This window comes from Rossellomorea aquimaris, from assembly GCF_003315075.1.
In the GTDB taxonomy this organism is placed as follows: domain Bacteria; phylum Bacillota; class Bacilli; order Bacillales; family Bacillaceae_B; genus Rossellomorea; species Rossellomorea aquimaris_C.
The window spans coordinates 1-14,334 of sequence record NZ_QNRJ01000032.1; the positions used below are offsets into that span (position 1 = coordinate 1).

General features: G+C 39.1%; 17 protein-coding genes and 1 pseudogene. 16 read left to right on the plus strand and 2 right to left on the minus strand.

The window, feature by feature from the left end; all coding sequences use genetic code 11:
• Positions 1–172 precede the first annotated feature (172 nt).
• The 11 genes and pseudogenes from DET59_RS20430 to DET59_RS20480 all read left to right on the plus strand — a co-directional run bounded on the left by DET59_RS20430 (position 173) and on the right by DET59_RS20480 (position 8,313).
• On the plus strand, positions 173–670 hold the full coding sequence (locus tag DET59_RS20430) for a DinB family protein (RefSeq protein WP_113971443.1): 498 nt from the start codon (positions 173–175) through the stop codon (positions 668–670).
• Between the two features lie 99 nt (positions 671–769).
• Positions 770–1,519 carry a phosphotransferase family protein gene (locus tag DET59_RS20435; protein WP_113971444.1) on the plus strand — a complete coding sequence of 250 codons (750 nt, stop codon included), beginning with the start codon at positions 770–772 and terminating at the stop codon, positions 1,517–1,519.
• A gap of 166 nt (positions 1,520–1,685) precedes the next feature.
• On the plus strand, positions 1,686–2,144 hold the full coding sequence (locus DET59_RS20440; protein ID WP_142675618.1) for a hypothetical protein: 459 nt from the start codon (positions 1,686–1,688) through the stop codon (positions 2,142–2,144).
• Positions 2,145–2,461: 317 nt separating this feature from the next.
• Positions 2,462–2,698, plus strand: a complete 237-nt coding sequence (locus DET59_RS20445; protein WP_113971446.1) for a hypothetical protein — start codon at positions 2,462–2,464, stop codon at positions 2,696–2,698.
• Positions 2,699–2,876: 178 nt separating this feature from the next.
• Positions 2,877–3,554, plus strand: coding sequence for a hypothetical protein (locus tag DET59_RS20450; RefSeq protein ID WP_113971447.1), 678 nt, complete (start codon positions 2,877–2,879; stop codon positions 3,552–3,554).
• A gap of 88 nt (positions 3,555–3,642) precedes the next feature.
• Complete coding sequence (locus tag DET59_RS20455) at positions 3,643–4,572, plus strand: zinc-dependent alcohol dehydrogenase (protein ID WP_113971448.1); 930 nt, start codon at positions 3,643–3,645, stop codon at positions 4,570–4,572.
• 223 nt (positions 4,573–4,795) lie between these two features.
• Positions 4,796–5,413, plus strand: a pseudogene (locus DET59_RS20460) (NUDIX hydrolase).
• Complete coding sequence (locus DET59_RS20465) at positions 5,406–5,783, plus strand: hypothetical protein (protein ID WP_113971449.1); 378 nt, start codon at positions 5,406–5,408, stop codon at positions 5,781–5,783. Before DET59_RS20460 ends, DET59_RS20465 begins: the two are co-directional and overlap by 8 nt.
• A gap of 289 nt (positions 5,784–6,072) precedes the next feature.
• Positions 6,073–6,870 carry a class I SAM-dependent methyltransferase gene (locus DET59_RS20470; protein WP_113971450.1) on the plus strand — a complete coding sequence of 266 codons (798 nt, stop codon included), beginning with the start codon at positions 6,073–6,075 and terminating at the stop codon, positions 6,868–6,870.
• 78 nt (positions 6,871–6,948) lie between these two features.
• Positions 6,949–7,368: a VOC family protein gene (locus tag DET59_RS20475; RefSeq protein ID WP_113971451.1), complete on the plus strand. Its 420-nt coding sequence runs from the start codon at positions 6,949–6,951 to the stop codon at positions 7,366–7,368.
• Positions 7,369–7,470: 102 nt separating this feature from the next.
• Positions 7,471–8,313 carry a VOC family protein gene (locus DET59_RS20480; protein WP_113971452.1) on the plus strand — a complete coding sequence of 281 codons (843 nt, stop codon included), beginning with the start codon at positions 7,471–7,473 and terminating at the stop codon, positions 8,311–8,313.
• Between the two features lie 36 nt (positions 8,314–8,349).
• On the opposite strand, the gene DET59_RS20485 is transcribed toward DET59_RS20480, so the two are convergent.
• Positions 8,350–8,844: a GNAT family N-acetyltransferase gene (locus DET59_RS20485; RefSeq protein ID WP_113971453.1), complete on the minus strand. Its 495-nt coding sequence runs from the start codon at positions 8,842–8,844 to the stop codon at positions 8,350–8,352.
• A 351-nt stretch (positions 8,845–9,195) separates the two neighbouring features.
• On the opposite strand from DET59_RS20485, the gene DET59_RS20490 reads away from it, so the two are divergent.
• From DET59_RS20490 to DET59_RS20500, 3 genes are all read left to right on the plus strand, one after another.
• Complete coding sequence (locus DET59_RS20490) at positions 9,196–9,600, plus strand: HIT family protein (RefSeq protein WP_113971454.1); 405 nt, start codon at positions 9,196–9,198, stop codon at positions 9,598–9,600.
• Between the two features lie 227 nt (positions 9,601–9,827).
• On the plus strand, positions 9,828–10,625 hold the full coding sequence (locus tag DET59_RS20495) for a phosphotransferase (protein WP_113971455.1): 798 nt from the start codon (positions 9,828–9,830) through the stop codon (positions 10,623–10,625).
• A 230-nt stretch (positions 10,626–10,855) separates the two neighbouring features.
• Positions 10,856–11,299: a pyridoxamine 5'-phosphate oxidase family protein gene (locus DET59_RS20500; protein ID WP_397540968.1), complete on the plus strand. Its 444-nt coding sequence runs from the start codon at positions 10,856–10,858 to the stop codon at positions 11,297–11,299.
• Positions 11,300–11,506: 207 nt separating this feature from the next.
• Here the strand turns inward: DET59_RS20500 and DET59_RS20505 are convergent, their stop codons facing one another.
• Complete coding sequence (locus tag DET59_RS20505; RefSeq protein WP_113971457.1) at positions 11,507–12,277, minus strand: SGNH/GDSL hydrolase family protein; 771 nt, start codon at positions 12,275–12,277, stop codon at positions 11,507–11,509.
• Positions 12,278–12,384: 107 nt separating this feature from the next.
• On the opposite strand from DET59_RS20505, the gene DET59_RS20510 reads away from it, so the two are divergent.
• Both DET59_RS20510 and DET59_RS20515 read left to right on the plus strand, forming a co-directional pair.
• Complete coding sequence (locus DET59_RS20510; RefSeq protein ID WP_397540969.1) at positions 12,385–13,311, plus strand: ABC transporter ATP-binding protein; 927 nt, start codon at positions 12,385–12,387, stop codon at positions 13,309–13,311.
• Complete coding sequence (locus DET59_RS20515; RefSeq protein ID WP_113971458.1) at positions 13,304–14,302, plus strand: ABC transporter permease; 999 nt, start codon at positions 13,304–13,306, stop codon at positions 14,300–14,302. Before DET59_RS20510 ends, DET59_RS20515 begins: the two co-directional genes overlap by 8 nt.
• Positions 14,303–14,334 lie beyond the last annotated feature (32 nt).

The window sequence follows — 14,334 nt, forward strand, 5'->3', positions numbered from 1 at the left end:
AGGGTACAACTTGTCACTTCCTATCTGGGAATTGGGTGTGTGGTAACCTCAATTATCTCCAGATTTCAGGGGGTGGCAATTTTTTTGCTCAAAAATCCCTCTATTATAGGATTTCATAACCTATTTCTTATAAAAGTTTTGACAATACGCCTAAACGAAAGGGAGTATTTATATGAGTGACATTAAACTGCTTATTACGTTCAAAGGTGACCTTAACCATTATTCATTAGAACAGCTAAGGTATATTTCACAAGAAGGGGTATGGTCGATTGGACAGATGTATGACCATTTAATTGTTGTTGCCCATGAGTATCTTGATAGTATGGAAGAATGTGCTGCATTGCACGAGGAACAACCATTTGGAAAAACCCAGTTTGGTGAGCAATTATTTGAGAACGGAGGGTTTCCACCTATTAAAATAAGGTTACCAGATGAACTGAATTCCCCACCAAATAATTCAGACAGCAAGGAAGAGCTCATTAGCAGGATGGACCAATTAATTGAAAGAATGAGTCATTTAGAAACGGAAGTGGAGGGTGTTAACCCAAATAATAAAGTTGAACATGGAGGATTCGGCTGGCTGAATGCAAAGGAATGGCATGAATTGGTCGGAATGCATTTTCGTCATCATGTACGTCAAAAAGATCAGTTGGAAAGTTACTTAGTATAGGTGGGAATGACGCATCTCGTGAATTTTTTCTGCATTCAATTGAAAGTATCAGAACCGTCACTCCACGTCTGAAAATATTAGAGAAAGGAGTGAGAACCTGTGAATTTAGGAAGCCCAATGGCCATCGGTAATACAGCAAAAGTGTATCTTTATGAAAATAAGGTCTTCAAAGTTTTTAATGACTCATTACCTGAAATGGAATCCACTAATGAAGCATATAAGCAGAAGTATGCTTATTCGTTTGGACTCTCTGTCCCGGAAATAGTTGATGTAACCAAAATCGATGGTAAACAGGTAATCGTTATGGAACACATAAAGGGGAGAACTATAGGAGATCTTCTAACCGATCACATGGAAAAAGCGGAATATTATATGAACATTTCTGTTGATATACAAATGGAAATTCATAAGATCAAAGCTGATTCTATTGATTCCATGTATGAAAAGTTAAGTAGACAAATAGAGTCTGCACCACAGCTTGATAATAAACGGAAGTCTGCTTTAATAAAAAAATTAGATTCAATGACTTTCGAAAAAAAACTCTGTCATGGGGATTTTCATTTATTCAACTTAATTATGTCAGATCATAACGTCACCATAATCGACTGGGTTGATTCTAGTGCAGGGGATATACGTGCTGACGTATATCGAACGTATCTTTTGTATTCCCAGTTTTCAGTGGAATTGGCTGATATGTATATGCGCCTTTACTGTGAGAAAAGTGGATTGTCTAAAGCTGAAATGTATGAATGGGCGCCCATTATAGCTGCAGCAAGATTGTCTGAGTGTGTTTCATCAGAAAAGCCAGAGCGTCTTTTGGAGATTGTCGATCAGTATTGTCCATTATGACAAACTATGGCTGTACCTCATCCAGAGATCTGCAGTGCTCCTTCGCAAGTAAATGGAATATGTTCCTACTTAGGAACCGATCATTACTTGGCAATCGTCAATTTTATATAAGGTCAATACTTAAGGGGAGAAGCAGAAAGATCAGCCAATGATAGCAATTTAACAATTGTATCAGAATAACGGAAGAGCGATTTTATTAGAAGAAAGTGGTGGAAACATTAGGGGAATAGCAATATCCATATTTATTATAATATTGATTACAACAGGGTGTTATGGTGAAAAAAGAGATGAAAGCCTTGTGATCAGTGGCGGGTCTCAAGCATGGAGTGCCAAGATTAAAGTTGTTTTCACCAGTTCTGAGGAAGATGATACATACTATATTAAAGGAAACCTAGAATTTCAAAATCACTATATGCCAAAAAAGGTTAAATATTATTTGTCCTATCCAGCTGGAGAGAGTTCCGGCACTTCAAAGGGAAAAGCCATTAAAATCATACAAAGTGGAGGTTCACGACCTGATTCAACAGGAAATATTAATGACTTCGCTGAAAAGATTATCTTAGAGGTAGTGTGGGAAAATGAAGATAAAGAAGTGATGAAGGAAACCATTCAGTTTGATGACTGACTTTTTTCCAAAAGAAGCTTATCCGTAATAAGGTAAGCTTCTTTTTTTTGGAATTTAGTTATTGAGATAATACCAATTATTTGAAATAATTGGTATTAGTTAAAGGGAGTTTGCTAATGAAAAAAATTCAAAAAGTAGATTTAGAAGGTGGAGGTGGAAGTTTGAAGAAATTTCTTACAGTGATGCTGTTCTTTTTCTTCCTATTCTTCGGATATATAGGATAAAGATTTGGAAGTGCTTTAACTCAAGAAGGGGCCCCCTTTCCTTATTTACTTGCCATTAGCAAATGTGAGATTTCCAATAAGGGATATGAAGAAGTGTTAGAAAGAACAAATGACATTCGATATGTTTCTGAATTCGAGGAAAAGTATCCATTTGGTGTGATGAAAGAAATTATGGTAATTAAAGGGTGGCAATATAGAGAGCAGATGGGTTCGGGGCTTGTATTCGAAAAAGAGAGAGAAACCATTACGATCGAAACACGACAATTCTCGAATCATTATTACATATGGGATATTCCAAAAGAAATAGTACATTCAGATGAGCAATACTGAAGACCACTCAATGCTCTCGGGCTATAAACCTATTCATGAATTGGGCAGATTGTGGAGAATACTCATGAGCTACGCACACGTAATGTTATAAAGGTAATTCAGGAAAAGCGGGTGGTTTCGTCGAATCTGGGTGTGCCGGTCATCAGAAGAACAGCCGCTATTTTGGGGAGGAGATAATATGTTTGTTCTCATTTTTATCGGGGCATTTTGGGGTGCTCTGTTGTTTATATTTACTTATACCGTTTCAAAGAAGTTCGGAGCATATTATATACCGTCACTGATCACCTTACTTGCAGCTGTTCTCATTACGGCTTATGGTTTTGTTTTCATACATGGATTTGAAGGAATGGTCTATGGATTCTTTGGATTAGGTTTCTTGATCACGGCGATATCCGGAGCGATCATTTTGCGATTCCTGGCGTCTGATGGTGTGAAAAAAACTTTTGTAAAGAGAGATAAGCTCATTCTCATTACAACGCCTATTATCTTCCTTTCATCTTTAATGATCCTTATATATACTGCTGATAATTATTGGATCATTGATGAAGGAAGCACGAAGTTTGTTCGTGGAGAAGACCGTGATTATGAAAATTACTATCGGGTCACCACAATCTCTGAAGGAAGAAAACAAGTAACATTGATTCTTGGTGAAGAATATTTGGGGAAAGACATTGATGTGAAAAAAGTTAGACAGAAGGATAGCACTGAGATCCTTGTTGAAATAGGAGAAGGTGAGCAATCCAATCACACTCCTTACATTATGATAGGAATCGATGAAATCAAAGAACCGCTCAGTGTGAAAACCACAGAGGGAGTGGCGTTTGAATCAATTGATGAAAAAGTAATGGGAGAATAGATTCTATTGGGATGAATCGCGTGCTTCTTTTGCGTTCCAGAATCGTACAGACGTTTATGAAAAAATAAATACATAAGGATTGAATACTATGATGCAACAATCACTAATTTTAACTGGGAAGCAAAAATTAGAGTGGAGGCGAAATGAAACAAGGGAATTGGAATCCGATGAAATATTAATTCGGACCATTGCTGGAGCCATCAGTATCGGCGCTGAATTGCCCCAATATAATGAATCGGATGTTACTGACCCCCAACCTCATTACCCAAAAGAAACTGGCTATGAAAGCTATGGGGAAGTCATAAAAGCAGGGGCTGAGGTTAAGAACATTAAAATAGGAGATCATGTACTAGCATTTTATGGTCATAAGAATGTAGGTATAGTAAAAGCAAATAAAGTAGTTAAGGTGCCAGATTCTGTTGAATATAGGTATGCTCTGCTTAATACGTTATCTTGTGATGCTGGAAAAGGAGTGTTGAAGCTCAAGCCTGAATGGAAAGATAAGGTTCTTATTACGGGTGCAGGAACAATAGGGCTATTGACCATCCACTTCTTGAAAAACTATATGAAAGTAAAACATATTGATGTGTTGGAACCAGATGAATCGAGAAGGGAACTTGCTCATACTTTCGGTGCCTCTAATACCTATTCTGCTAAAGAACAAGTTCCATCTGTCTTTTATGATTTCGGACTGGAATGTTCTGCGAGTAAAGATGCGTTTCATACCCAGTTGAAATCATTGAAGTACCAGAAAGAGCTTTGTATTTTATCAGATGGGAATAAGGATCTTTTTTACCTAAATGAAGACTTTTACGAAAAAGAATTGAAAATTGTTGGTTCAAGTGATGGATGGGATTATCAGCAACACTCGATTTGGTTCTTTAATGAGAGTGTAAAAACCCCGCATTTAACAAAGATCTTTAATTATGAAATTCATTCAGACCAGTTGATAGCTTGTTTTGCAGAGCTCGGTAACCAAAAGAAGAGACCAATAAAGGTATTAGTGAAATATTTTTAAGCACGAAGCCATTGGCTTTAAGTGTTGGGATATTAGGGGATTTTATTTTGCTTACATTCAACCCTCTTTATTAAGTTCTTGGGGCTCATCTAGGGAGTGTGAGTTTACCTACCAGGGTCAACAGACGATCGATCATGAACGCTATCATCATTATAGATTGAGTAAGACAGGGTGGAAGAGAAATAGATTAAATAGTATGAACGTGTAAGGTGGTGCAAGTAAGATGAACGATAAATGGTTAGAATGGGCCAAAAGGATCCAAGCATTATCTCAATCAGGGCTGGCCTTTTCAAAGGATGTTTACGATATTGAGAGATATGAAGAATTACGAACGATCAGTGCGGAGATCATGGAGGAATATACGGACCTGGAAATGAGGAAAATAAGGGAATTATTTACGAACGAAACAGGTTATTAGACACCGAAAGTAGATGTGCGCGGTGTGGTATTCAAAGATAATAAAATACTGATGGTAAGAGAGAAAATTGATGATAAGTGGTCTCTGCCAGGAGGATTTTGTGATATAGGTCTCTCTCCAAGTGAAAACATCATCAAAGAAATAAGAGAAGAATCGGGATATGATGTAACCCCTGTAAAATTACTCGCACTTCTCGATATGAACAAGCACCCCCATCCCCCGCAACCTTACCATTACTATAAAATATTTATTCAATGTGAGGTGACGGGTGGAGAAGAAAGAAGTGGAATTGAAACAAAGGGTGTTCATTTTTTTGAAGAAGGGAATTTACCGGAGCTGTCAATCGGAAGAAATACAGAAGCTCAGATTCACATGCTGTTTGAATTTTTGAGAGATCCTTATAAAGAGACTTTATATGATTAATGGTCATAATGGGGCAGTTCATTTTGGTGGGAATATGCAAACAAAATTCTTACTTATTTTTTTAATGGTATTTCTACTAATTCTAGGGTGCGGGCGTAATTCTGACTTCAAAGGTGCAATTCTTGAAGTGAAGGAAAGTAGTATTATTGTAGGGGAAGAGGATACTGACCCTGAAGCACAATATCAATCATATGAAATTATTATTGATGATAAAACAAAATTTAGTGGTGAAGTTGAAAGTTTTAAGGATTTAGAGAAATGGGTAAGCCGAACAGAACATCCGATTGTTTATTTATGGTTAATGAATGAAGGAGAAAATACCAAAATTGACAAAAGAGTAGCGAGTGAAGTTATTGTAAAAAAGAAATGACCAGACTGAAAGATTCTTCAGCTAACGGGAATTCAGCCATAAGGTGGTTTATAGCTTAAGAATCTTTTATAGGGAAAGGGTGATGAATATGAGTGTTATTTTAACTATACTTGGAGATATATTCGCTGCTATTGCAGGTTCACTTCTGAAGAAAAAAGAAGAGAATACTAAGAAATGAACATATAGGGTTGATCCATATAAGGTAATAATAACTAAACTTCACCCAACAACATGTAGTATGTTGAAGATTCTTTGAAAGCATATAGAGATTGATGGGAGGATTATAATAGTGAACAATTACGGGCAAGACCTATTTAAAGGCTCTGCAGGATATTACTCGAAATACAGACCGATGTATCCTTCTTCTTTGATACGATTCCTGGTTGAAGCGTTCTCTTTAAATGGGGAGCAGAACCTCCTTGATTTAGGCTGCGGCACAGGGCAGCTTACCATAAGGTTTTCAGATTGGTGTCATAGAATAGTAGGTATAGACGTTGAACCGGAAATGATTGAAGAAGCTAAGCGTATCCACCGGGAAGTAAGGATGGGTCAGATTCAATGGTTCAATGGAGCTTTGGAGCAGTACAGACTTGAGAATCATGAGCCATTTCACCTCGTGACGATCGCCAAGGCTTTTCATTGGATGGACAGACCAAAGGTATTAGAGGAATTATTTGATATGATTTCTCCTGGTGGAGGGGTAGCGATCATTGATAATTATGATCCCAATCAATCGTTGAAACCTTGGCAAATAAGGTTTAATGAAATAATCGGAAAATGGTATGGGAAAGATCGAAAAGCTGGAAATTCAACCTATGCTCATCCCGATACCAGTCATGAAGAGGTCATCTCCCATTCTCAATTTAACCTTGAAGTTCACACCTTACCGACATACGAAATCACTTGGACGATTGAGTCATTATTAGGGAACCTTTACTCCACATCCTATGGATCTAGACGTTTTCTTGGAAGTGACGTCTCGTTATTTGAACGTGATGTGAGAGAGGGCATGCTCGATATTTGTGAATCTGGAGAGTATAAAGAGGAATCAACGTTATCAGTGAAGATCGGGAGAAAAGGGTTATGAAAAATATGGGAATTTCTGCAGGGGAAACACATATGGAAAGAGAATGTTTACTATATCTAATTGCAGGAGGGAATTTAAATGAGCGAGAAATTATTAAGGGTTGGCACAACCTATATTCCAGTAACGAATGTGGATCTTTCATCAGAATGGTACATAAATAAATTGGATGCACAGTTAAGCTATAAGGATGAAGATAAAGCCATCCTGAATCTTGCAAACCAAAGTATTTTCCTTGTTAAATCAAAAGAAAATCAAAGTGCTAATTTCATAGATGTTTATGGTGAGGAACGCTTTTCTTTAACATTCGAAGTGAATGGTTTAGAAGCGTTGGAAAGAATGCATAGGGATTTTATAACTAATGGTATTCGGGTTGGCACGATTGAAAACAGAGGCCACACTGGAAGGAATTTTGTTTTTTATGATTTGGATGGAAATAAGTTTGATGTGTGGAGTGAGCTTAGTCCGGTTTTCCGGGAGAAGTATTTTATTTCGAAGTGATCAAATGGAATAGGAAAAGCTGAAGGTCAGGCAGTTGATCTTTCGCTTTTTCTTTATGCTGTCAATGCTTCATTAAAATTAGGATTTGAGGAGGGTTTTATATTGAAGTCAAGGCTAGTCTTAAAAGTGAATAATCTAGAAGAATCTCAACATTTCTACAGTCAATTCTTTAAATGGAGCGAAGAATGGAAAGACGACATAAATGAAATCGTTCAAATGAGACTCCCGAGTGGAGGTGCGGTGCTACTCATTAGAGGTGATGGGGAGAAGTTCAAGGATTATACTGATGTGGCGTTTGTGAAACCTGACCCTGGCCAGCGTTTTTATATCATGGGAGAAAAGGTTGAAATGCTGAAACAGGAGTGTATTGATAATCAAATGGAGTATGAGTTGGAGGTAGATCCAGGATTTGGTCAGTTAATCATGGTGGAAGATCCAGATGGCTATATCGTTTCACACTGGGAAGAGTTATATATGTCAGATAAAGACATTCTATCACTCTATAAGAATGGGATTGACCGAATAGACACCGTTCTGGAAGGTTTATCTGAGAGTGATTTAGATTTGGTAAGAGCTGAAGGAAAATGGTCCATTCGACAAACAGCTCTTCATTTAATTGATTCAGATATGACGTTGTTTCATCGAATAAAGTTTGCTCTTGCTGAAGATGGCAGAGTTTATAAGAATAATCCATATGACCCGAATCAATGGGAAGCAGGCACAAACTATAAAGAGAGATCCATAGATACAGAGGTATCCCTTTTCAAGCTAATAAGGGAACATGTTCTCACCCTTTGCGATCGTCTACCGAACGCACTGAATAGAAAAATTCAAACGGAAGACCAGGGAGAGCTTACTGTAAGGAAAATGGTGAAGATGGTGGCTGGTCATTCTAAAGGCCACTTTGAACAGATGGAAGAAACGAGAATGATACATAGGGTTTAAGCGAATAAATATGTGAGAAGGGCTTATGCAGCCCAGCTAAATAATCAAGCGTAAAACATGCTGAGGTCCTTTAGGTCCCTCGTATATTTGGTTTTCATCTACGAAACAACATTTCATGTAGAGGTTGATAGCTGCCGTGTTCCTTTTGTTCACCCCAAGAACCACTTCATTGATATCAGGCAGAACGTTTTTCACGAAAGAAGGAAGTAGTTTTAGACCTTGTTTTGCCAGTCCTTTTCCTTGAAACTTTGAATCAATTGAAAAAGATGTCAAGATTCTTGCCTTTGGATTGTCACTATACTTATGAACCTTTTCCCCATCTTCTAATGCAAAATATCCCACTGGTTCATTATGACTCATGATTAATACATGAATAGAAGTTTTGGAGACTTTCGGATGATTGATTTTTCCCAAAGGGAGACTGGTGAATTCTAGTTGATCTTCAGGTAAGTGAAAGTTGGATAATTGGTGAGTGTATTGTTCATTAAACTCAACTAGTTTAACTGTAGGGCTTATAGTATTTGACGTCATGATTACCTCCAACAAATGTAATATTTTCCATTATAGGGTATCGTGAAAGTGTAAACAAGATATATTCTGTGTGCCGCATCACTTTATAAGGAGGGATTTAGTTTTATTGGTGATCTTAACGTTTGTATTACTTAAAGATTCGAATATTATCAATATGAACACTATCAAACGCATACAAAGAAAACCCACCTCTATAACAGAGGCGGGTTCCTTATTAAACTTGAGGTCAATTTCAAGATGCTTTATATAGTATCATACACAAGCCGATAACACAAAGGATAACCAAGGGAATCATGGGGATTATTACTGAAAACCAGGGTTCAGAGAAGATTTGATCTTAGGAGGGTATATATGTCTTACGATGAAAATTGTCCATTATGTAATCCACATCAAGATAAGGAACAGAATATTGTACTGGAGAATGAAACTTGTTATTTTTTGCAACACAACAAACATCAAGGTGTATTAGAGGGAAGCGGCTTGATTGTCCCGAAAAAACATCATACCGATGCTTTTGAATTAACACAAGAAGAGTGGAACGATACATACGAACTGCTGCAGGAGGCAAAAAAAGTACTAGATAAGGAGTACTCTCCAGATGGCTACACTCTTGGCTGGAATGTAGGAAAAGTCTCCAATCAGGAAATCCTCCACAGTCACCTCCACGTCATCCCAAGATACAATGATGAACCATTAGCTGGAAAAGGGTTTCGGTATTGGTTGAAACAAGAGGGAAATAGAAGGTTGAAAAGGTGAAGATCGGTCTATATTAGTGTGGAGAAAGAGAATAAGACAGGAACAAACTTTTATCGTGCAAAAGGCTTCACCGTCGTTTCAGAATTTGATGATGATCTTGAGGGTCATATCACTAAGATGTATAGAATGGTATTGAGTTTATGAGATTGATTAATAATAGGGTCATAACTGTCGATTAACCATCGCGATTGACACAATCACAGCGTCCCTAAATCGGGGGAAATTACATGAAGAGTCAGCATGAAAAAGAAGAAATGCTAACAGGAGGGAATGTCTCAAACGTATATCGTTCGGGAGATACCGTTAGGCGGGAATTGAAGCCCGATAGTGATAGAATCCATAGGTTATTTCAGCATTTGGAAAGGAAAGGATTTGATCATGCCCCGAAGTTTCTTGGCATTGATGAAAAAAACAGAGAGATCTTGTCGTTCATTAAGGGAGAAGCCGGCAATTATCCCTTAAAAGAGTACATGTGGTCCCATGATGCTCTAAAAGGAATAGCGAAGATGCTCCGTCAGTACCATGATGCTGTGAGCGACTTTCCATTTATGGATGAATGGCAACCAATGGACCACACGCCACCGAACACAGAGGTTATATGCCACAATGATTTTGCCATTTATAATATTATCTTTAACCAGGAGCAACCAGTAGGCATCATTGATTTCGATGTTGCCGGTCCCGGTCCGAGACTTTGGGACATTGCCTATACTCTGTACACCTGCGTTCCTTTAAGCAGGCATTATCATACCGAAACGGGTGAAGCCGTTCATTATCATCCAACCCATGATGCCAATCGTATAAAACAAAGAGTGGCACTGTTCTTTGAATCCTACGGTATGGACGGAATGAAAGAAGAGTATCTGGAGATGGTATTGCTGCGCTTGAAAGGCTTATGCAACTACATGAAAAGAAAAGCCGGTGAAGGGGACCCTGCTTTCCAGAAAATGATCGATGAAGGGCACTATGAACATTATCAAAAAGATATTACATTCATTCGTGAACATGGGAAAGAGTGGGTTTAATAGGGAGGACGGCAATCGGGCGCGATCGTTTTCAGGAGTATTGGGATAATGAGAACAATACTGAAGGGGACGTTAGATTGAGGATGACGTAATTTAATGATAAGAATCAGTTATTACTAGACACTTTTATGAAGGATACAAATGGAAGTACATATGAATTTTTCCTTCAACAATGCAAATGATTTTATTTGGATATTGTGAGTTTACTATATTGAAAGGATGAAATGGATTTGGAAATAATAATTGGTAATAAAGGCTTTGATCTCGAAGGTTTTCTCGAAAAACCCTTATTTGCACACCTTTCTACATTATCAAAGGAAGGGCCGAGAGAGTCACCCGTTTGGTTTTACTGGGAAAATGAACATATCTATATCATCGGTACCCCTTCTTCAGACAGTTTCCCTGGAAGAATCGAAGAAAACCCGGAGTGTGCCATTGGTATCGTAGATCTGGATCATACAACAGGAAAAGTATTACATGCAGGATTCAGAGGTAAAGCCACGGTGGAGCCTTTCGATAAGAAAATCGCAACAAGGTTACTCGAGCGTTACCTTGGATCAGAAGAAGAGAAGTGGGATCCAAGATTTCAGGGGTTAGGCGATAGCAATATTTTAATAAAGTTTGTGCCTGAAACTGTGGTGGTAAGGGATCAATCTTTTGTACCTAGCATTTAGTTGATAAGAGGTTATCTATTTGTTTTTTAAAGCGCTGGAAAGGTTCTATTAAATATCTCCACAGGTAAGGGTGTGTATTATTGGTGATTTCATACCTTTTAAATATGGTTATGGGGGAATGAAGAGAGGTAATCCAGGGACAGAAGAACAGGTTTATTGGCATGATTTAGAAAAAGCCACGGTACCTGTCCCCGTGGCTCCTTGGGATTATTGTATAATGTTTTTTTCAATGACAAGAGATAGACTATCAGCCATTTGCTGATAAGTAGCATCATTGGGATGGAAGCTGTCACTTGAAAGATCGCGTTTGGCATCCGTCACCAAATTGAAGGTATCCACCACTTGAACGTCGTATTTTAAGCCTAATGTGCGGGCAGATTCATTCCATTTTTGGATGACAGAATCAAATGAATCCCCGTCCGCCAATTCCTTAAAGGGATTATACAGTCCCATATAGAGGATGACGGCATCCTTATTTATGTCACGAATGGTTTCAAACGTCTTTTCCAAGTTAGGAATTTCGGTTTCCAGAATGCCAAGGGCTGCAGTTTCCGAATAATTGTTTAAAATCTCACCAGAATTAAAGAGATTGTTTCCCCCTATCGTGATGGAAATGATTTTGGCGTCTTTAAGAGATCGCTTGACATCTTTTTGTTCCAACTGTGCCAGTAAATCTTCAATCCTCGCACCCCGTATCCCTAAGTTTTGGTACCGCTCCACCGTATTCGTTTCTTTAAGTGAATCTCCAACCAGCGGGACAAAACCTTCTCCTTTTGAAGATCCTACCCCCCTTGTCAATGAGTCGCCAAGGGCAATATACGTTTCTCCAGGGGTGACGGGAGCTGCTTCTGATTCTGCTGTGATCTTCTCTTGGGGAGGGTTGGCGACATCCGAATAGGCTCTTGCAAATCCATACCCAAATAGGATGGTCAGTCCAAGGGAAAGGGTGATAAATAGTTGCCACATCCATTTCTTCATCTCTTAATCTCTCCTTCTATTATGATTGTACCAACTTTTACTCATGCTGAGTATTGAAAAGAGCAATTGAGAAAAAAGTTCGTTAGAATAGATGTAGGGTGATAAATATGAGCATAAAGCCAACCGTTCAATTGAAAAATGTAACGAAAGTAATAGGGAAAAAGACGATTATTGATAATATATCATTTGATATATATCCAGGAGAAGTATTTGGATTCCTTGGTCCCAATGGCGCGGGGAAAACGACTACGATTCGGATGCTCGTCGGTCTGATCAAGCCGACATCGGGAGTCATTAAAATCTGTGATTTTGATGTGAGAAAGCAATTTGTACAGGCGATGCAGCGCCTTGGTTCGATCGTAGAAAATCCAGAGTTATATAAGTATTTGAGCGGTCGGGAAAATCTGCAACTATTTGCACGGATGCTGCCTGATGTGGATAGTGAACGAATACAAGAGGTCATTGATCTCGTGGATCTGACGGCACGAATTGATGACAAAGTACAGACCTATTCACTGGGGATGCGTCAGAGGCTCGGGATAGCACAAGCATTGTTAGGCCGGCCGGATGTGCTGATATTGGATGAGCCTACGAATGGTTTGGATCCAATGGGAATAAAGGATCTCCGTACATTTATCAGGAAACTGGTCGACGAAACGGGTCTTTCCGTTCTTGTATCCAGCCATATATTAAGTGAAATCGAAATGCTTGCCAATCGAGTGGCGATTATGAGCCATGGGAGAATCGTGAAGGTAGGCACGGTAAGTGATTTAGTGGATGCATTGTCATCAGGTGTGGACTGGAGAGTCAATGATGCTTTTCGTGCACTTGATATCGTTAAAGCATCTCCCTATGTCCAAGCGGCAGAACTGTACGATGATCATACGGTCCATACTCTTATGGATGAAAGCAAAACGTCGATCCTAAATGAATCTTTACTACAGGCGGGAATCGAGGTATGGACAATCGAAAGGAAGGTCCAGACATTGGAGGACTTATTTATTCGTTTGACTGGGGGTGATCATATTGTCTAACCCCAATATGATGGGTCTGATTCATAATGAAGTCATGAAATTGGCTTCCAAAAAACGCTTTGCGGTGGTCATCGCCATATTAATCATTCTAGTCTCCATGTTTACATATGCACAATACCGGGAGATACAAGAGAAGATTGAAAAGCAGGGTACTCTGGACTGGCGAGTGGAGCTGCAGCAGGAGATCGTCGATCGTCAAAACCGACTTGCATCCAGTGGGATCCAGGATGAGGCCAGACAATTCCTTGAATTGGATTTGAAGCAAAAGCAATATTACTTGGACAACGACATCAACCCGAACTATCCGGGAGCGCCAACATTCATCCGCATCTTCTTCTCGCAGGGACTCACACTAGTCCTGCCTTTACTCATCATTATTATTATGGCTGATGTTGTGAGTGGGGAATACAATGATGGGACGATCAAGACATTATTATCCCGACCGATCAAACGATGGAAGATCCTGATGGCCAAATGGCTGACGGTTTTGCTGTATACATCGATGCTGATAGCAGCTACTGTAGTTGTCTGCTATGGGATTTCAGGGATTGTCCTCGGATATGATGGCTGGACGGCGCCTATTCTGACGGGCTTTCAAGTTTCACCATCAGGGGGATTTTCGACGACCTATATCCATACCCTCCCGATGTGGGAATATTTATTGATGTCAGCGGGCCTTGCATGGGTCGTTACAGCGACTGTTGCCACCATAAGCCTGATGATTTCAGTGCTTGTGAAAAATACAGCAACCGGCATCGGGGCCATGATGGCTGTGTTGATTGCAGGCACCCTCTTATCTTCTATCGGTTCTAGCTGGACGAGCTCAAAGTATTTGGTGAACTTGAATTTTGATCTGATCAATTACTTGGAAGGTCAAGCTCCTCCAATCGAAGGGATGTCACTGCCGTTTTCATTAACCGTACTTGGAGTATGGGCTGTCGCTTGCCTTGCCATTGCGTTTTGGAATTTTACTCAGAAGGATATATATTAAGTGCATCATTTAATAATATTTATTTCTGATTC